Consider the following 19,287-nt stretch of genomic DNA (forward strand, 5'->3'; position numbering starts at 1 on the left):
CGCTACCGTGCGGGGCCTGCGACGACCTCTGAAACTAGGCGCCAACAATGGCGCTAAAAAATCCACCCGGTTCGCGCATCGGCCGCCGTCTGAAAGAATGTCTTCATGACTTCGCGTATTCCGGACAAGGCCACCGTCGACGGACTCGAGGACCGCTGGAACGCGGCCTGGGAATCCCAGGGCACGTACCGCTTCAACGGGGACGTGACGCGCGAGCAGGTGTACTCGATCGACACGCCACCGCCCACCGTCTCGGGCTCGCTCCACGTGGGCCACGTGTTCAGCTACACGCACACTGACGTGATCGCGCGTTTTCAGCGCATGCAAGGCAAAGAGGTGTTCTACCCCATGGGCTGGGACGACAACGGCCTTCCCACCGAGCGTCGCGTCCAGAACTACTACGGCGTCCGATGCGACCCGACCCTCGCGTATCAGGAGGGCTTTGTGCCCCCGCACGACGGCGGTGACGGCAAGTCCGTGCGTGCCGCGGACCAGCAGCCCATCTCGCGCCGCAACTTTGTTGAGTTGTGCGAGCGGCTGACCGAGGAGGACGAGAAGCAGTTCGAGGCACTATGGCGCCACCTGGGTGTGTCCGTGGACTGGTCGCTGACCTACCAAACCATCTCACCGTCCTCGCAGGCCGTCGCGCAGCAGGCATTCTTGCGCTCGCTCGCCCGCGGCGAGGCCTACCAGGCCGAGGCCCCCACGCTGTGGGACGTGACGTTCCGCACCGCCGTGGCGCAGGCCGAGCTCGAGGACCGCGAGCAGCCTGGTGCGTACCACCGCCTCGCTTTCGAGAAGGCGGCCGATGCTGAAGAGGCCACCGGCTCGTTTGATTCGGTTTACATCGAGACGACTCGCCCCGAGCTACTCCCCGCGTGCGTGGCCCTCGTCGCGCACCCCGACGACGAGCGCTACAAGCCGCTGTTCGGCAAGCACGTTCGCACCCCGCTGTTCGATGTTGAAGTGCCCGTGCTGGCGCACCACCTGGCCTCGCCCGACAAGGGCTCCGGCATCGCGATGATCTGTACTTTCGGCGACATCACTGACGTGACCTGGTGGCGCGAACTTCAGCTACCCACCCGTCCCGTAATGGGCTGGGACGGGCGCTTCGTGTCCGAGCCTCCTCAGGGGCTTGAGACGCCCGCAGCCACGGCCGCCTACGCGGAACTCGCTGGCAAGACGGTGTTCTCCGCGAAGGCTCGCATCATCGAGATGCTGGCCGAGGCGGACCTGATTGAAGGCGAGCCGCGCAAGATCAGCCACCCGGTGAAGTTCTTCGAGAAGGGCGACAAGCCGCTCGAGATCGTCACCACCCGCCAGTGGTATATCCGCAACGGCGGCCGCGATGCAGACCTCAACGCCGAGCTGGTCGCGGCCGGAAAGAACGTCGACTTCGTTCCCGACTTCATGCGCGTGCGGTACGAGAACTGGGTCAAGGGTCTGACCGGCGACTGGCTAATCTCGCGCCAGCGCTTCTTTGGCGTGCCGATCCCGGTCTGGTACCGCGTCGACGGCGACGGCAACCCCGACTTCAACTCTCCCCTTGCGCCCGCCGAGGACATCCTCCCCGTCGACCCGCAGGCCGACGTGCCCGCGGGCTTCGACGAGTCGCAGCGCGACCAGCCCAACGGCTTTACCGGGGAGAAGGACATCATGGACACGTGGGCGACGTCGTCGCTCACCCCTCAAATTGTGTGCGGCTGGCGCGACAACCCGGAGTTGTTCGCGAAGACGTTCCCGATGGACCTGCGCCCTCAGGGCCAGGACATCATCCGCACGTGGCTCTTCTCCACCGTGGTTCGCTCGCACCTTGAGCACGGTGAGTTGCCATGGAAGCACGCCGCCATCTCGGGCTGGATCCTGGACCCAGACCGCAAGAAGATGTCCAAGTCCAAGGGCAACGTCGTCACCCCCATGGGGCTTCTCGAGGAGCACGGCTCCGATGCGGTCCGCTACTGGGCGGCCTCGGCTCGCCTGGGCACAGACGCGGCGTTCGACACCGGCATGATGAAGATCGGCCGTCGGCTCGCCATGAAGGTACTCAACGCCTCCAAGTTCGTATTGGGTGCGACCGGAATTTCCACCGCCGCCGACTCCTCTCTTGAGGCCGGCGTCGAGGCTGCCGCTCACGTGACCGGTGGCGCGCTTCGAGGCTCCGGCGACGCGGCTGCTGAAGCCGTCCCTGGAATCGTCACCGAGCCCCTGGACCGCGCGATGCTCGCCGGCCTGGCAGACGTCGTCGACGCCGCCACCAAGGCACTCACCGCCTACGACCACACCAAGGCACTCGAAGTCGCTGAAACGTACTTCTGGACGTTCTGCGACGACTACCTGGAACTCGTCAAGGCGCGCGCCTACGATGGTGCGGCGCCTGGCGAAGCGATTGACCCCTACGCGGACTGCTCGAGCGAAGCGGCCTCGGCACGCGCGGCGCTGACCATTGCGCTCGAGACGTTCCTGCGCCTGTTCGCGCCCGTGCTTCCCTTCGCCACCGACGAGGTGTGGTCGTGGTGGCGCGAGGGCTCGGTGCACCGTGCTCCATGGCCAGTCGCTGCCCCCCTCCGCGACGCCGCTGGGGCCACTCACTCCGCTGGAGCACCCGACCCCAAGCTGATCTCGATCGCTGGAGCCGCCCTGGCGACTCTGCGCAAGATCAAGTCGGAGGCCAAGGTCTCGCAGCGCACCGAGATTGCTTCGGTGGACTTGCTCGTTCCCGAGGCGCAGGTTGCCGCAGTCAATGCCGCCAAACCTGACCTCATGGCCGCGGGCCGAGTACGCGCAATGCAGGTCATCGACGCGGTCACTGCGTTGGAGCCGGGCGTTGACGGCATGCACCCCGAGGACGGCAGCCCGGATGAAATCGCAGACACCACGGTGATGCGCACCGAGAATGCGGAACTGGTCCAGGACTAGCATCAACCAACTCCGCCGCCGAGCCTCCCCCGCCACCAACCCCGTAGCGGTCCCTCAGTACACGTTTTCGACAGTCATATTTTTCTAGCGGTCCATGAATGTCCGCTTGGCGATTGACCGTGGCTTTTGGGTCACAGTTCTGCTGCGCGACCGTAGAACCGCACGGAGGCGTTGGCGACACCGCTCAGGATGATCGACTAGGTCTCGGTAGGAAAACCGGAGCGTGAGAACTCCGAGCGACGCCAGGTCCGCGTCGCGGTTCAAGTCGCGCTGCCAGGAATCTGCACCACTGTGAAACGCAGCACCATCTGTTTCGATCGCCGTCATGGTCGCGGCATCGAACAGGTCGACGCGGTACTGACGGCCGTGAACTGATAGGGAGTGTTGCCTTAGCAGCTGGGCGAACTCCAAGCCCGCAAATGCGTTGGTTGCTGCAACATACTCCAAATAGCTCTCAGACCCCGCTGCGAAATGTGCGATCACCGATGCCAATTGTCGCCGTGATCTCACACGAGGCATCGCGTCAAGAGTTCGCTGTAACTCCTCGACGCCAACCGCTCCACTCGCCAACGGACGCACTACACCACCCACGCCAGACGGCCCCAAATCGCCGAATGCCTGGCAGATTGCCATCGCGAGTGGGACCAATGGCCAACCACCAATGTGAACGGGCGCGAACTCGAAGTCAGTCCTGCGGGTGCGAATATGTCGCGGCGCAGCCTTCAGGTGCCGTTGTCGCGGAATCACGATGTCGATTGATTCCGGTGGTTCCTCCAGTTCTCCGTACAGGCACATTGCCGCGCGGCCCCCTATCGCTACCGGCGGCCCGGCCCACAGGAGAGCGGCATCTACACGGCTGTGAAGGGATGTCGCGTGACACGCACCAACGTACGCGTTGGGCGCGACACAGATCAGGTCACCGTGACGTAGGGCTGACTCAAACTGGCGCCGGCTGAACAGCGAAATCAGTTCTGCTGACGGATGCGCGTGCCACGTTGATCGCACCCACCCCGCCAGGCTCTGACCCTCAGTGGGCAATGAGATGGGTCGCATTGTTGTCATGTGCCCAGCGAAATACTCGCCAAGGTGGATTGCCGGCCGGGAGGGACTACCTGTGGATTAATCCGCGACAACCGCGGTTGTGGACATCAGTTCGTGACTAGCGTTAGGTTTCGGCTCACGACGGTGACCGGCATGCTTGTCGCCGCGAGATCGCGCACTTTCAGACCGCTAGCAAAATCCGAGTGCGCCAAACGTACATTGAGGGACCGCTACGAGGTGGGGTCGAGATAGGGGCGCGGCATAGCCGAGGTGAGACCGTGGAAGCCGTGGAGGGGCCGGTAAACCTAGGCGGCGCCTGATTCCTCGATCTGCTCCACCGAGCGGGCAACGAAGGCCGGCGCCACGCGGTTCAACACCACGTCACGCGTGACCAGCACACTGCCGATGTCCCCGCCGGGGACCTCAAACATGGTGTCTTGCAGGACCTCTTCGAGGATGGCGCGCAATCCACGCGCTCCGGTGCCGCGCTCGAGCGCCTGCTCGGCAATCGCCGCCACGGCACCCTCGTCAAATTCCAGTTCGACGTCGTCCAGCTCGAACATGCGCTGGTACTGCTTGACCAGGGCGTTCTTGGGCTCAGTGAGAATGCCGACCATCGCATCCACGTCGAGCGGCGAGACTGTCGCGATCACAGGCATGCGGCCGATGAACTCGGGGATGAGGCCGAACTTATGCAAGTCTGCCGGCGTCACGTGGGAGAACAGGTCGGAGTTGTCGGCCTCCTTCAGCGAGGCACCGAACCCAATCCCCTTGCGCCCCACGCGGGACGAGATGATCTCCTCGAGGCCGGCGAACGCGCCTCCCAGGATGAACAGCACGTTGGTGGTGTCAATCTGAATGAACTCCTGGTGGGGGTGCTTGCGCCCGCCCTGCGGCGGCACCGAGGCCGTCGCGCCTTCAAGAATCTTAAGAAGCGCCTGCTGCACACCCTCGCCGGACACGTCACGCGTGATGGAAGGGTTCTCCGCCTTGCGCGCGACCTTGTCGATCTCGTCGATGTAGATGATGCCGCGCTGCGCCTTCTCGACGTCGTAGTCGGCGGCCTGAAGCAGCTTGAGCAGGATGTTCTCGACGTCCTCGCCCACATAGCCGGCCTCGGTCAGCGCGGTGGCGTCGGCAATGGCGAACGGCACATTGAGCATGCGGGCCAGAGTCTGCGCGAGGTAAGTTTTACCGGTTCCGGTGGGGCCGATGAACAACACGTTGGACTTGGCGATGTCGACGCCGTCCTCGGTCGCCTTGGCCTCGCCCGCACGCACGCGCTTGTAGTGGTTGTAGACGGCGACGGACAGCGCGCGCTTGGCCTGGTCCTGGCCGATGATGTACTGGCCGAGGAAGTCGAAAATCTCGCGTGGCTTGGGCAGGTCAGTGAACTCCGCCTCGACCGCCTCGGCAAGCTCCTCCTCGAGGATCTCGTTGCACAACTCGATGCATTCGTCGCAGATATACACATTGGGGCCCGCGATGAGCTTTTTGACCTGCTTCTGAGTCTTGCCGCAGAACGTGCACTTCAGAAGGTCACCTGTGTCGGTGGGACGAGTCATCGGAAAAGCTCCTTTCGCGCCCTCAACCGCAGCGCCATCTTTACCAGGCTACAGACGCCTCCTGACACGCGCCTGCCGACGCGCCGCTGCGTTATCGGCGAGTAACACTAGAGATTCGGAACCCATGCCCCTTCGGATGGGCCGCGCGACGGCCGATGCCGCACCCACCTCCCCATCTACCTCCCCGTTCGGGTAGGTTTCGAGTAGGCAACAGAGCACGGGCAACGCACTTAGACGGAGACCTCATGACCGCCAATGAAATCTCACCACACATCGCTGACACTCACGATCTCATCGTTGTCCGCGGCGCCCGCGAGAACAATCTCAAGAATGTAGATCTAGAGATCCCCAAGCGCCGCCTCACCGTCTTTACTGGCGTGTCTGGCTCCGGCAAGAGTTCACTGGTCTTCAAGACCGTCGCCGCAGACTCGCAGCGCCTCATCAATGAGACCTACAGCGCCTTCCTGCAGGGGTTCATGCCCGCGCTCGCGCGCCCGGACGTGGACTCCCTCGAGGGCCTCACCACCGCGATCATCGTGGATCAGGAGCGCATGGGCGTCAACTCCCGCTCCACAGTCGGCACCGCGACGGACGCCAACGCCATGCTGCGCATCCTCTTCTCCCGCCTGGGCACGCCGCACATCGGCTCCGCGCAGGCCTTCTCCTTCAACGTCGCATCGATGTCCGGCGGCGGCGCGTTCACCACGGAGAAGTCCGGCAGGACGGTCAAAGAACGCTCCAGCTTCTCCGTCACGGGAGGCATGTGCCCGCGCTGCGACGGTATGGGCTCGGTCACAGACATCGACCTCGCGGAGCTCTATGACAATGAGAAGGCCCTAGCAGACGGCGCGATCACCATTCCGGGCTACACCGCTGACGGTTGGGCCGTACGCCTCTACTCCGAGTCGGGCTTCTTCCCCGCCGACAAGCCGATCGCCAGCTTCACCAAGAAGCAACTCAACGATTTCCTGCACAAGGAGCCCACCAAGATCAAGGTCGGCGGCATCAACCTCACCTACGAGGGACTGATCCCCAAGATCCAGAAGTCAATGCTGTCCAAGGACCGCGACGCGATGCAGCCCCACATTCGCACCTTCGTGGACCGCGCTGTGACCTTCCAGACCTGCCCCGAATGCGACGGCAGCCGCCTCAACGAGGGCGCGCGATCGTCAAAGATCAACGGCACCAACATCGCCGATGCTTGTGCCATGCAAATCACCGACCTCGCCGATTGGGTACGCACCATTGCAGACGATGCCGTGGCTCCCCTGCTCGTCACACTCCAGGAGCTTTTGGATTCCTTTGTGGAGATTGGGCTCGGTTACCTCTCCCTAAACCGTCCGGCGAGCACGCTTTCTGGGGGCGAGGCGCAGCGCACCAAGATGATCCGCCATCTGGGGTCGTCACTCACGGATGTCACGTACGTGTTCGACGAGCCCACCGCCGGGCTGCACCCGCACGACATCGAGCGCATGAACGCCCTGCTACTGCGCCTGCGGGACAAGGGCAACACCGTGCTGGTCGTGGAACACAAGCCTGAGACCATCGCGATTGGCGACCACGTCGTAGACATCGGCCCCGGCGCCGGGACGGATGGCGGTGAGATCTGCTTCGAGGGCACCGTGGACGGTCTGCGCGCCTCGGACACCATCACCGGCCGCCATCTGGACGACGCGGCGACCACCAAGGCGACGGTCCGCAAGCCCACCGGGGCGATCGAGATCCGAGGCGCCAACTCGAACAACCTCCAGGACGTAGACGTCGACGTCCCCTTGGGCGTCCTCACCGTCATCACCGGTGTGGCCGGCTCCGGCAAGAGTTCATTGATCCACGGCTCCATCGCCAGACGCGACGATGTCGTGGCCATCGACCAAGGTGCCATCAAGGGCTCCCGCCGCTCCAACCCCGCGACCTACACCGGCCTGCTCGACCCCATTCGCAAGGCCTTCGCCAAGGCCAACGGCGTCAAGCCCGCCCTGTTCAGCTCCAACTCCGAGGGCGCGTGCCCGGTCTGCAACGGCGCAGGCGTGATCTACACCGACCTGGGGGTGATGGCTACCATGGAGACCCGCTGCGAGGAGTGCGAAGGCAAGCGGTTCCAGGCAGCGGTGCTCGAGTACACGTTCGGCGGCAAGAACATCTCCGAGGTGCTCGGCATGTCCGTCGCTCAGGCCGAAGAATTCTTTGGCGCAGGCGACTCCAAGACCCCTGCCGCGCACACCATTCTCAAGCGCCTGCACGACGTCGGCCTTGGCTACATCAAGCTGGGCCAGCCCCTCACGACGCTGTCCGGTGGCGAGCGCCAGCGCCTCAAGCTCGCCACCCACATGTCTGACAAGGGCGGCGTCTACATCCTCGACGAGCCCACCACCGGCCTGCACCTGGCGGACGTCGACCAGCTGCTCGGCCTGCTGGATCACCTAGTGGACTCCGGTAAGTCCGTGATCGTCATCGAGCATCACCAGGCCGTCATGGCGCATGCCGACTGGATCATCGACCTGGGGCCGGGTGCCGGCCACGACGGCGGCAAAGTGGTCTTCGAGGGCACGCCCGCGGACCTCGTCAAGGACGCCTCGACCCTCACCGGCCAGCACCTGGCCGCGTACGTCAAGCAGTAACCCCCCCAGGCGGCCGATGCCACGGTCGCCCTAGCGCAAAGCCCCACCACGGCATCGGCCGGAAAAGAGAAAGGGCGGTCCGGGCCGAAGCCCGAACCGCCCTGCTCTACTCAATAAGTCTTAAGACTCAATGCCATCGACTGGCTTGACCTTGCGGCTCTCCAGAACCTGATCAACGAGGCCGTACTCCTTGGCCTCGGCGGCGGTCAGGAAGCGGTCACGCTCGATGTCCTCACGGATACGCGACGACTCCTGGCCGGTGTGGAACGCCAGAGTGTCCTCGAGCCATTCGCGCATGCGGATCATCTGCTCGGCGTAGATTTGAATGTCCGAGGCCTGCGCGCGCGAGCCACCCTCGATGCGAGGCTGGTGAATCATCACGGAGGCATTGGGAAGCGCGAGACGCTTGCCCGGGTGTCCGGCGGCAAGCAGCACGGCGGCTGCCGAAGCGGCCTGACCGAGGCAGACGGTCTGGATCTGCGGCTTGATGTACTGCATCGTGTCGTAGATCGCCGTCAGTGCGGTCTGCGAGCCACCAGGGCTGTTGATGTACAGCGTGATGTCGCGCTCGGGGTCCTGGGACTCGAGCACCAGCAGCTGCGCCATGACGTCGTCCGCGGACGCGTCGTCAATCTGCACGCCGAGGAAGATAATCCGGTCCTCGAACAGCTTCGCGTAGGGGTCCTGGCGCTTGAACCCGTAGGCGGTGCGCTCCTCGAACGTAGGCAGGATGTAGCGCGACGAGGGGCCGGCAGGAGCCGCTCCACCAAAGTCGCCAGCGGTGCGACCCGCAGCCTGAATGGCCTGGTATTCGTTGGTCACTTCTTGCCTCCCTGCGACGAGTCGCCAGCATCTGCTGCGTGCGTGATGACGCCGTCGATGAATCCGTATTCGAGTGCTTCCTGGGCCGTGAACCAGCGGTCGTGGTCCGCGTCCTTGGTGATTTGCTCGACGGTCTTGCCGGTCTGCTCTGCGGTCAGTGCCGACAGCGTCTTCTTCATGTGCATGATGAGCTCGGCGCCAATGCGGACGTCGGTCGTCGTGCCGTAGATGCCTCCGGACGGCTGGTGCATCAGCACGCGGGCGTGGGGCGTCGCGAAGCGCTTGCCCTTGGCACCGGATGCGAGCAGGAACTGCCCCATCGATGCCGCCATACCCATCGCCACAGTGGCGACGTCGGGCTTGATGTACTGCATCGTGTCGTAGATCGCCATACCCGCGGTGATCGAGCCGCCGGGGCTGTTGATGTAAAGGTAGATGTCCTTGTCGGGGTCCTCCGCGGCCAGCAGCATGAGCTGCGCGCAGATGGCGTTCGCGTTGTCGTCGCGAACCTCGTCCCCGAGCCAGATGATGCGCTCGCGCAGCAACCGGTTGAAGATCGAGTCGTTCAGAGCCATCCCGGCCCCGTCACCCCTCGCGGTGATCTCTTGTGACGTGTTGTCGTTCACGTGTGTCCTCCTATAGAGCGTCTTGTGAGACAGTAACGCGACCCACCCCCCGTCCGATGCCCATTTGGGCCTGGTTTCGCTACGGGGTGAACGTTTTTGCGCCGATGCTGGGGTGGGCACGCAAATAGGCCCCACCCTGGCGCTGGGTAGCCTATTCGTCAGCGCAGGAGACGACAACGTAGGCTTAACTCAGCAACCAATCGACCCCCGTGAGGCCCCGGCCTCGGGAAAGGCACCCATGGCTACGCCCAACAACACCACACCCGACAGCTCGGATTCCGAGAACCTCACCCCCACCTCCGAGCCGATGATCATCGACGGCAAGGTCGTCGACGGTGCCCCGAGTGCCGAGGTGCGCGCCGCAGAGTACAACGAGCGCAGCAACCACTTTCCCGATGCTGATTCCAGCGTTGAGCAGACCATCCTGCCTCCCGCGGAGCCGGAGGACGTGGACCTCGACGACGCCCCCGCTGCACCCCCACGTAACGCGATGGCTCAGATCGGCATGCTCGCCGGTGTCGGCTCGCTGATCATCAACCCTTACGGCGTCATGTCCCTCGTCGCCATCGTGGTGTCGTTCATCGGCCTTCGTCGCTCGGTCGCGATGTTCAAGAGCGGCGAGATCCCCGTGGGCCGCATCCCAGCGACCATCGGCCTCGCGTTCGGTGTCGCCACGGCGGTCTTCGCAGCTTGGATCATCATCACGAACCCCAGCGCTTCGTAGCGCGACACCACCTGTAGCAACGCAAAGAAGGGCGGCACCCCAGTGGGGTGCCGCCCTTCTTTGCGTGTGCGACCTGTCTGTTACCAGGCGTAAGCCGCAGCGAACTTAAGCGACGGGTGAGACCTCTGCCGCAGCATCGGCTTCAGCGGTCTCGTCCTCGATGGAGCCGATGACGCCACTGAGGTCGACCTCGGCGCCGGCGGTGTCCTTGATGGATGCGCGACGCAGGGCGTACGCGGTGGCCTTCGAGCGCGAGACCTCGGACACGATGGCCGGAATCTGGCCACCCTGCTCGACCTGCTGGATGAACTCGTTGGGGTCCATGTTGTACTGACGCGAAGCGTTCAGCAGGTAGTCGAGGAGCTCGTTCTGCTGAACCTCGATCTCGAGGTCCTCGGCGAGCTGGTCGAGCAAAATCTGCGCGCGCAGTGCCTTGTGAGCTTCCTCGGTGACCTCGGCGCGGTGCTCATCGTCCTCAAGGCGGTTCTCGTTCTCGAGGTGGCTGTGCACCTCTGCCTCGATGACCTTCTTGGGGAGCTCGAAGTCGGTGGCGGCGATGAGTGCTTCAAGCAGCTTCTCGCGTGCCTCGACGGCCTGGTTGTTGGTCTTGATCTTGGCGGCCTGCTCCTTGAGGTCCTCACGGAGCTCTGCAACCGTGTCGAACTCGGACGCGAGCTGGGCGAAGTCGTCGTCCACCTCGGGGAGCTCGCGAGTCTTGACGGCGGTCACCTTGACGGTGATGACGGCGTCCTGGCCGGCCTGGTCGCCTGCGGCGAGGGGACCCTCGTACGTGGTCTCCTCGTCTGCGCTGAGTCCGAGCAGCGCGTCGTCCAGGCCCTCGAGCATGTTGCCCGAACCGACCTGGTAGGACGTGCCCTGAACGGCGTCGACATCCGCGCCGTCAACCTTGGCGGACAGGTCGATGGTGACGAAGTCGTCGTTGGCCGCAGGGCGGTCAACCGTGACGAGCGAACCGAAGCGCTCGCGCAGTGCGTCAACGCGCTCGTCGACGTCAGCGTCGCTGACCTCGATGGGCTCGACCTCAAGGGTTAGCGTGTCAGCGGCGGGAAGCTTGACCTCGGGGCGGATCTCCACGATGGCGGTGAACTCCAGTCCCTCGTCTCCCTCAACGGAGCCGGGGATCTTGGTGACGTCGACCTCGGGCTGGCCGAAGGGGCGCAGCTCAAGCTCTTGGACGGCCTCGGAGTACCAGCCGGGCAGACCGTCGTTGACGGCGTGCTCAATGACGGCACCCTTGCCTACGCGCTGCTCAAGAATCTTTGCGGGCACCTTGCCCTTACGGAAGCCGGGAATCTGCACCTGCTCGCCAATGTGCTCATAGGCGTGCTTGAGGGCGGGCGCGAGGTCCTCCTCGGTGAGGTTAACCGTTACTTTGACGGTCGTGGCGTCGATGGTCTCGAAGGCGCTGGTCACTGACGTACTCCTGGGTGCTGGAAGAAGGCTCAGCCATACACGAGGGTTTCCCGCGGCAGAGCAACCCGGCAATTCTACCGGTTATAAGCGTGCGTCCCCAATCGGGGGGTGGCATTCATCGCAGTACGGCTCAATTGACCTGAGTCCGGTGCCGAGCGACCATGCGCAATATCAATCCAATAGTGAGAGCGAGAGCTGCCACCACCACCAGCCAGAAGGCCACCGTGCCGCCGGTTGAACTGAGCTCACCGCTCACTGGTCCCCCACCTTGGGTGGTGGCCGGGCCGGTTTGCCCAGCCTCGCTGACGCCTCCGTTGGAACCGGCGCTGCCAGTGCCCACGTCGGGGTCAGGGTCGGAACCATCACTGCTTCCTGGCTCGCCATTTCCGTCGCCAGGCGTTCCAGCATTGCCGTCGGTCTCGCCTACGGGCGGCAGCACTCCGTCCGGGTTCAGGAGCTTCAGGTACGGCTCGGCACCGCTCACCGCGAGCGACAGAACATAGCCCTCCAAATCTGCCTGGGGGAGCTCCATCACGAACTCCAGGGCTCCAGCCGCATTAAGGGTTGCCTCGTCTACAAAGACGATGCTGGTCTCACGGGGCGAGGTCCGGTCAGCGTCTACGCCGAAGACGAGGATTGACACTGCCCTCCCCGCGCCGTCCGAGCCTGCCGCCACCTGCACAGTCGCCGTAGAGCCGTCTAACTGCGCATCGTGGTCAAGGACCGGCACCGCGGAGGCGGCGCCACCCGCAGCGACTGCGAGGCTTAATCCCATCGCGAGTATGGCTGCGATCCGACTCTTTGCATTCACGCGCCTATTGGATTGCTTCACAGTCACTTCACTCTCCTCGCAGCACGGGGCGCTGCAGTTCGTCGTTCCATTGCCACACGGCGGTGAAGTTCCAGCCAAGGCCGTCTTCCCACGTTGATTGCACAGCAGAATTCTCACTCGTGACCGTTTCGCCGTTAAGTGTTGCCGCCCCCACGTCGGTGACACGTTGGACGCTCGCTTCCACCACGTCACCAGCACGGTTATCGACAATGGGCGGAGTCGCGTCACCGCCCACTCTGCCCACAACTCGGTGCGTATTGCGTGAGCCGCTGACAGTGGGGTTCAATGCGAAGCTCTGTTCGAGTCGGGTATCCGTATAGACATAACCCGCAATTCCACCAGCGGTATTGCTCGATTCGACTGCACCCGTGGCGTAAACCCGCTGCACTGTCGAACCGTGGTCCGCAATACCCACCACGCCACCGGCGTAACTGCTGGAGGAACGCACCTCTGCTTCCGAATAGCTGTCCCGTAAGTTCCCGGTCAGGTTCCCTACGATGCCGCCGATGCGTTGAGTGCCAGTCACTGATCCGCTCGTGTAGATACGGTCTGCGTCGCCCGCAAAACGGTTCGCGAGGATTCCCACGTGCGAAGTGTCTACCTCGACGCCCGCGCCCATTACTGACAAGTCAAGTACTCTGCCGCCCACACCCACTTCGTCAAAGAGACCCCCGGACGTCGACGTCAGGCCCAATATTTTGTAGCTGGCGCCGTCGAAGGTGCCGGTAAAAGGGACCGTCGATCCTAAGGGCACAAAGTCATCCACGCCCGAAAGGTCAATGTCCCCGCTCAGCACGAACCAGTAGTCCGGATGATCGGCAACTGCCTGGAGCTCCGCGACAGACGAGATCTGTATCGCGACATCCACACCCGGCACCTCGGCGGAACTCAATGGCTCCGGCGTTGACTGGAGCAGCGGGCGAAGCGCGCCGGAATCCCACTGCCACACCGAGTCGAAATCCCAACCCAGGTCACCCTGATAGAGCGAAGCCGACTTGGCGATAGCGTCGGGCACGCTGGTCCCCATCAAGGCGGGTATTTGAGCGTCGAGCGCGGACACCGACACAGCGTCGGAATGCACATTTGCGCGGAGAGTCGGAGAACCCTTGACCTTTCCTACAATCGCGTTCGCGCCGTTGCCGCCGGCGGCGACCCCCTGGTTAATTGCCACAGCGTCCGCGACGGTGGTGTCGGTATACGCGTAGCTGGAGATGCCCCCAGCGCCCGTGTGCCCTGCGCTCACTGCCCCACTCGAATAGACCCGTTCAGTCAACGTGCCTGCCGACGTAATTCCCACGACTCCACCTGAGTAACTACCGTCAGCCCTAACCGTCGCGGTGGAATAGGCGTCACTCAGCACACCATCCGTGTCGAGCTGCCCAATTACCCCACCCACACGTTCAGAGCCATTGACGACGCCTGTAGTGAACACTCTCTCTACCGTGCCGCTCGAACGATCCGCCAAGATTCCTACGTATGTCGCGTCGGCGTCGATCTTCGCTCCGACAATGCCTAGGTCAGTGACCGTGCCGGCCATGGAGCTGAAGAGACCTCCCTTAGTGGACGACAGCGCCTGGATTACATGGCCATTGCCGTCGAGAACCCCGCCGAACGGCGCGAGCCCGTTCAACGGTACAAAATCGCTCACCCCACTGAGATCAATATCAGCCACAAGCCTGAAGTTTGCACTGGGGAACAGATCAACCTGCGCGAGGTCCTCGACCGAATCAACCTCATAGAACCCGTCACTGGCGAGAGGAAGTTCAGGTGTCACCTCGACATAAGGCTCGGGTACTGCACGAAGCATCGGCCTGTTCGCCTCAGAACTCCACTCCCACACGTCAGCCAAATCCCACTCGAGAGTCGCCGTGAAGTGGTTTGCACTTCGCAATTGCCGCGTATCGACGATCTCCCCGCGAAGAGTGTCGTGTCCAGGACCTGGAACCTCAGTTACGGGGCGCTCACCCGCCACAGGAACAGCACTGCCCACTTCGTTGCCCTCAAGTGAAGCCACCTGTCCGGCTGCCACGCGACCCACAATTGCGTGGCTCCAGTCAGGCGACGTCACTTGAGAATTCAGCGAAACTGACGTCTTCACAATGGTTCCTGTGTACCCGTAACTCACCACGCCACCAGCGTTCCGGTCGTCAGCGACGACTGCGCCCAAGGCATACACATCTTCGACGTGTGCCCCACTTGAGGCGATGCCCACGACTCCGCCTGCGTAGCGATACGTCGCCCGGACATCGGCAAGGGTATAGCTGTCTCGCACCGTTCCGCTTCCCTCTCCTACGAGGCCGCCTACTCGATTGGTGCCTGTCACACTTCCCGTGACGTACACACGCTCAATAAGGCCGGAAGACTCCCCGGCAACAATGCCGACTCGATCTCCGTCGACGTTGACGTCGGCGCCAACAAGCCCCAGGTCGTGAACCGATCCCGCCAATATGGCGAATAGTCCTCCGCGGCTAGAGGTGAGTCCGCGAATGACGTGCCCGTCGCCGTTCAAATCACCCGCGAACGGAACCGTTGCGTTGAGTGGTTCGAAGTCACTTCCCGTGAGGTCCAGGTCCGTAGTGAGGATGAAGCGTTCACTCGGGAAATCGGAGAGCGCGCTGAGATCCTCGACCGTTCCGATTCGATAGGCACCGCTCGCGTCCCGCGGCAAGTTCGGACCAACCGAGGTTACTGCCTCTGGATTTCCGGTCAACGTTGGCCTACCCGCTGCATCGTTCCATTCCCACGTCGCCGCAAAGTCCCAGCCGAGCCCCACGAAGAGATCGGAACTCTGCGTCGCCGCAGCAGTCACGACGGTACCCATGAGGGTTCCGACCCCCGTGACCGGCTGGCTCTGGACCGCCACGTATGTCAATTCAGACACCGAGTTGTCTTCCAGTGCCGCTTCCTGGCTCCCGTAAGCGCGCCCCAGGATGGCGTGCGACCAACTGGGCGCCCGCACGGCCGAGTTGAGTGCGACGCTCGTGCGAATCGTTGGCTCGTCACGCGCGTAGCTCACGAGCCCTCCCGCATTGCGCACTGCTGCCTGCACCAGCCCAGTGGAGTATACGGATTCCGTCAGAGCGGCCTCGCCGCGTTGCAGCGCGACGATCCCGCCTGCGTATGAGCCAGTGGCCGTGACGTCGGCCGTGGAGTAACTGTTAAGCACTGCACCATGCGATTCGCCTGCGATACCGCCAACGAGGTCTAGCCCAGTGATCGAGCCGGAGGTCCAACTGTTTTCAACAGTTCCGTAGTTTAGGTCGACTATCATCCCCACGGTCGATGCAGTGGACGTGAGATCGCTGTCAACATGAACGTTGCGAATAGTGCCGTGATTAACCGCGAAGAGTCCCATCCCCGTGTCGTTCGGTGCGACGTAACCCGTGACCGCATACCCAGCACCATCGAACACTCCGGTGAAGGTCTGGCTGATCCCGATTTGATCCACGTCAACCCCGCTGAGGTCGAGGTCATTTGCGAGAGCGTAATACCCCTCGGGGTCATACCCGATCTTTGAAATGTCTGTCCCGGTGCGGATGAGGTACGGATCGTCAGCGGTTCCTGTACCTTCGAGACCCTCGCGCAGGGTCATCGCGGGAAGCGCTGAGGGTCCACCCACTAGCGAATCCCACAGAAAAACCTTGACCGTATCGCTTGGCCCCACAGGAAGCGGGCTTGCGAACTCCACGAACTGTTCCACGCCGCGGCCGTCAAGCGCGACGTCCACCGTGCGGACGTGGATAAGACGAGCCTGGCTCGCATCGTAAGTTGCCGCGGTGACCGTGACGTTGTCGCGTGAACCTTCGTAGCTCAGCAGACCCACGCCCGGCAGGGCCTTATCGACTAGGTCGGTCGACGAGACGCGCCAAGTTCCGGTCGGCTTTTGTACGGTGAATTCGTCGACGACGTCGCCGTCGATGGTGTACGAGGTGAACTTCAGCCCATCGTCCTCCACTTGAATGGCAGCGCCTAGTTGAGTGTCTTCGTCGAACACCACGTCATCCCAGGGATGAACCACGTTGTCGTAGAACTTTGGGCCCGAGGACCCCATCGTCACATAAGTGACGCCAGAGGCCACTTCCTCTGGAGTCTGCGCCAACCTTCCGTCGTAGATCACCGAGCGCTTGTAGACGTGGTCGTGCGCTCCGAGGTACATGTTCACGCCTAAGTTGGCTAGCACCTTTGACACCTTCGCTCGGTCGCTCGCCATCCCTGCGTCATTACCGTGAGAGCCGCCGTAGTAGGAGAAGTGGCCCATCACCACGTGCCAGGGCGCATTGGACTCACGCACGTCCTGGACGAGCCATTCGAGTTGCTCGTCGAGGTCAAAGTTGGAATTGAGGACGGAGTAATGCACATCCCCGCGGTCGAACGAGTAGTTCGATTCGCCAACCACCCCGTTGTCAGGAGTGGCAAACATATTGGAGAAGATCGCTGTTCGGTCCGTTGTTAGCGAGTTGTAATCCAAGTCCCCATAGGTTTCATGATTCCCCGCCACCGGCGCATACTGCACGTCAAGGCCGCTAAATACGTTGTCCCACACCTCTTGCCAATATTCCCCGCGCCCGCCGTTGTCGACCAGATCGCCTAGCTGGACCAAGGTCTCTCCCCCTGGTTGCGCAGCGCGCACCGTGTCCAGGGTGTCGCGCAAGAGCCCTAAGCCCTCGGTGGAGTGGTCGGTGACTTGCAAATCGCCCACCACGTAAACGGGTTCGTTCTCCGCGCCACCCGCGACGAACTCACCGCCCACGTCGCTCCAGGCACCCGCATCGGCGCGATCCGCGGAGACTCCAAATCGATATTCGTAGCGCTTGCCCTCATCGAGACCGTCTACCCGGAACTCGTGGCTGCGCAACGGCTGACCCGTGATCTGATCCTTGTACTCGTCCGCGTCGCGGCCGATGGTGGAGACTTCATAGACGTCACCAGAGTCCTCCCTGAGTACGGGAGTGTCCACCCAAGCCGAACCGCCGACGGGCCGCACCTGAGCGAACACCTGCGGGATGGTGACATCCGTCGAGATTGAGATTCCAGTTCCGCCAGCCTCCGCCGCGACGACCGCGGTGGAACCGAAGTACTGGAAGACACCCGCCGGGTCCAAGTCGTCAGTGTTGACCGAAATGCGGAGGAGCTCTGCGTTGATGTTCCCCGTAGAATCCTCCGCTTTCACCACGATGAAATGGTCGTCGTAACTGCGCACCTGAAACTCGCCGTCACCGACGGGTACCTCGCCGGCGGAGTCGTAAACCTCGAAGGTGACAGCGACTGGATTTCCTGAGCGATCGACGGCGGTGGCGTTGGGTAACTCAACAGAATCGTTGTAGTTCGCGCGTGCCGGCACCCCTGCCGAAACCGAAATCACGGGCGCATATTCGGCACCTCGTGTGGTCTCTCCGACCCACAACGGGGCGGAAACGACGAAGTCTCCATCCGCCTGGACGGCCTTCACGAAGTAGTAGTCACCGTCCTCCACTGCGAACGAGTGGTCGAGAGTCAGGGAGTTGCCCGACACCGCCCCAAAATCATGCGCCACCTTGCCGTTATTGGTCAGGATCTGCACGGAAGTAAATTCGTCCGTGGAGTCCGCATCGTGTAGCGCAATCTCGGCGGCAAATGTCCTAGTGGTGGATGGCAGAACCGTGCCCATCATCCGACCGTTGGCGCCGAACGTGAGTTCGATGTTTTCATCGAGAGTCGAGTAGGTGCTACGCGCCCTCATGGCCGAATAGAGCCCGTCCAACGTCTGCTCCTCGGCCCAAATCCCAGTGATCGCGTCCGCCCCCGTCACCCAGTTATCCCCGTGCTCGTCGCCGTTGTACGTAGGCGACAGGTGCCAGCCCTTGTCTAACGCAAGTTGATACTGCTCAAGCTGACGGTCGATCTTGACCTCAATGAGGTTCATTCGGGCATCCACCACGGGGTCCAGACCGTTGAAGTCGAAGAAGTTGCCCTTGCTGGTCGTAGAGGGGTGATTGAATTGGCCGATCGCTTCGGGATCCAACTTGAGGCGCGCGAAGTACGTGTACATGTCGTACTTCAGGTCCCCAGTTCCGAACCTGTTGACGAAGCCATCAATGGACCCCTCCGACTGGGCGCGGGCAGTAGCTTTCCATTCCGTATTAAAGGTATTGATATGACCAGTGCCGTCGTACCAGGTGGCCTCGTAGGCAGGTACCGCGACAACATCCTCCTGCGCTGCATTGAATTCACTCGCACGCTCGTGGAGGTATCGCCACTCGTCGGACTCCGCGTCAGCCCAGTCCTCCGCAAAACTGTCCGTGTTGCGTAGGTCGAACATCACGTCATGCTCCGTCACAGCAAAGAAATCAGCTGCGTGCTCGTCACGAACATGAGCGAATGCGTCGGGAGGTAGATCCACTCCGTCGCTTACTCCCGTGTGGGAGTGGAACTCGCCAAAGTAGAGCTGCTGACCCAAGTAGGTGGCACGGTCGTCGGCGGTCGCCGCAGATTCAGGGGCATTGGGCCCGAGCGCTACAACCGATATAGCTGCAATCGCTGTTGCGAACATGACCATGAACTTGCGTGCGTGCGCTGAGTAAGACAAAACCAGAACTCCTCCGAAGGTGACGTCGGAGAACCTACGGCGGCAAAGCAAACAACTGGTTGGCACAAGACCACAAACAGATGAACGGGACGCGAACACCCGGCTCTGGCTCACCACGAGGCAAGAAATGCCAGGGACCACACC

At 62.7% G+C, this 19,287-nt stretch carries 10 protein-coding genes; 3 read left to right on the forward strand and 7 right to left on the reverse strand.

Going from position 1 to position 19,287, the window contains the following annotated elements; all coding sequences use genetic code 11:
• Positions 1-105: 105 nt before the first annotated feature.
• The gene (valS, locus tag AOP77_RS01570; RefSeq protein ID WP_084622130.1) at positions 106-2,916 is read left to right on the forward strand and encodes a valine--tRNA ligase; all 2,811 of its coding nucleotides are present in this window, start codon (positions 106-108) and stop codon (positions 2,914-2,916) included.
• Between the two features lie 84 nt (positions 2,917-3,000).
• Here the strand turns inward: valS and AOP77_RS12590 are convergent, their stop codons facing one another.
• Together AOP77_RS12590 and clpX are read right to left on the reverse strand one after the other, a co-directional pair.
• Positions 3,001-3,978, reverse strand: a complete 978-nt coding sequence (locus AOP77_RS12590; protein ID WP_152649727.1) for an endonuclease domain-containing protein — start codon at positions 3,976-3,978, stop codon at positions 3,001-3,003.
• Between the two features lie 284 nt (positions 3,979-4,262).
• The gene (gene clpX / locus AOP77_RS01580; protein ID WP_062208463.1) at positions 4,263-5,522 is read right to left on the reverse strand and encodes an ATP-dependent Clp protease ATP-binding subunit ClpX; all 1,260 of its coding nucleotides are present in this window, start codon (positions 5,520-5,522) and stop codon (positions 4,263-4,265) included.
• 245 nt (positions 5,523-5,767) lie between these two features.
• On the opposite strand from clpX, the gene AOP77_RS01585 reads away from it, so the two are divergent.
• Positions 5,768-8,140 (forward strand): ATP-binding cassette domain-containing protein, encoded by a 2,373-nt coding sequence (locus AOP77_RS01585; protein WP_062208466.1) that lies wholly within the window; start codon positions 5,768-5,770, stop codon positions 8,138-8,140.
• 120 nt (positions 8,141-8,260) lie between these two features.
• On the opposite strand, the gene AOP77_RS01590 is transcribed toward AOP77_RS01585, so the two are convergent.
• Both AOP77_RS01590 and AOP77_RS01595 read right to left on the reverse strand, forming a co-directional pair.
• On the reverse strand, positions 8,261-8,941 hold the full coding sequence (locus AOP77_RS01590) for an ATP-dependent Clp protease proteolytic subunit (RefSeq protein WP_062211311.1): 681 nt from the start codon (positions 8,939-8,941) through the stop codon (positions 8,261-8,263).
• 17 nt (positions 8,942-8,958) lie between these two features.
• Positions 8,959-9,537: an ATP-dependent Clp protease proteolytic subunit gene (locus AOP77_RS01595; protein ID WP_061964930.1), complete on the reverse strand. Its 579-nt coding sequence runs from the start codon at positions 9,535-9,537 to the stop codon at positions 8,959-8,961.
• A gap of 289 nt (positions 9,538-9,826) precedes the next feature.
• On the opposite strand from AOP77_RS01595, the gene AOP77_RS01600 reads away from it, so the two are divergent.
• Positions 9,827-10,312: a hypothetical protein gene (locus AOP77_RS01600; protein WP_062208469.1), complete on the forward strand. Its 486-nt coding sequence runs from the start codon at positions 9,827-9,829 to the stop codon at positions 10,310-10,312.
• Positions 10,313-10,417: 105 nt separating this feature from the next.
• On the opposite strand, the gene tig is transcribed toward AOP77_RS01600, so the two are convergent.
• The 3 genes from tig to AOP77_RS01615 all read right to left on the reverse strand — a co-directional run bounded on the left by tig (position 10,418) and on the right by AOP77_RS01615 (position 19,143).
• Entirely contained in the window at positions 10,418-11,746 is a 1,329-nt protein-coding gene (gene tig, locus AOP77_RS01605; RefSeq protein WP_062208471.1) for a trigger factor, read from the reverse strand.
• Between the two features lie 130 nt (positions 11,747-11,876).
• Positions 11,877-12,584, reverse strand: a complete 708-nt coding sequence (locus tag AOP77_RS01610; protein WP_062208474.1) for a hypothetical protein — start codon at positions 12,582-12,584, stop codon at positions 11,877-11,879.
• A 1-nt stretch (position 12,585) separates the two neighbouring features.
• A complete protein-coding gene (locus AOP77_RS01615) occupies positions 12,586-19,143 on the reverse strand; it encodes a metallophosphoesterase (RefSeq protein ID WP_062208478.1) in 6,558 nt (2,185 codons plus the stop codon).
• Between the last annotated feature and the right edge of the window lie 144 nt (positions 19,144-19,287).

Origin of the sequence: Demequina oxidasica, assembly GCF_000975115.1 — a bacterium.
Classification (GTDB): Bacteria; Actinomycetota; Actinomycetes; order Actinomycetales; family Demequinaceae; genus Demequina; species Demequina oxidasica.

Bases quoted from the DNA above. Each gene is read 5' to 3' on its own strand.
- AOP77_RS01595 (WP_061964930.1), bottom strand. From the start codon at position 9,537: ATGGCTCTGAACGACTCGATCTTCAACCGGTTGCTGCGCGAGCGCATC.
- AOP77_RS12590 (WP_152649727.1), bottom strand. From the start codon at position 3,978: ATGACAACAATGCGACCCATCTCATTGCCCACTGAGGGTCAGAGCCTG.
- clpX (WP_062208463.1), bottom strand. From the start codon at position 5,522: ATGACTCGTCCCACCGACACAGGTGACCTTCTGAAGTGCACGTTCTGC.
- AOP77_RS01585 (WP_062208466.1), top strand. From the start codon at position 5,768: ATGACCGCCAATGAAATCTCACCACACATCGCTGACACTCACGATCTC.
- AOP77_RS01600 (WP_062208469.1), top strand. From the start codon at position 9,827: ATGGCTACGCCCAACAACACCACACCCGACAGCTCGGATTCCGAGAAC.
- valS (WP_084622130.1), top strand. From the start codon at position 106: ATGACTTCGCGTATTCCGGACAAGGCCACCGTCGACGGACTCGAGGAC.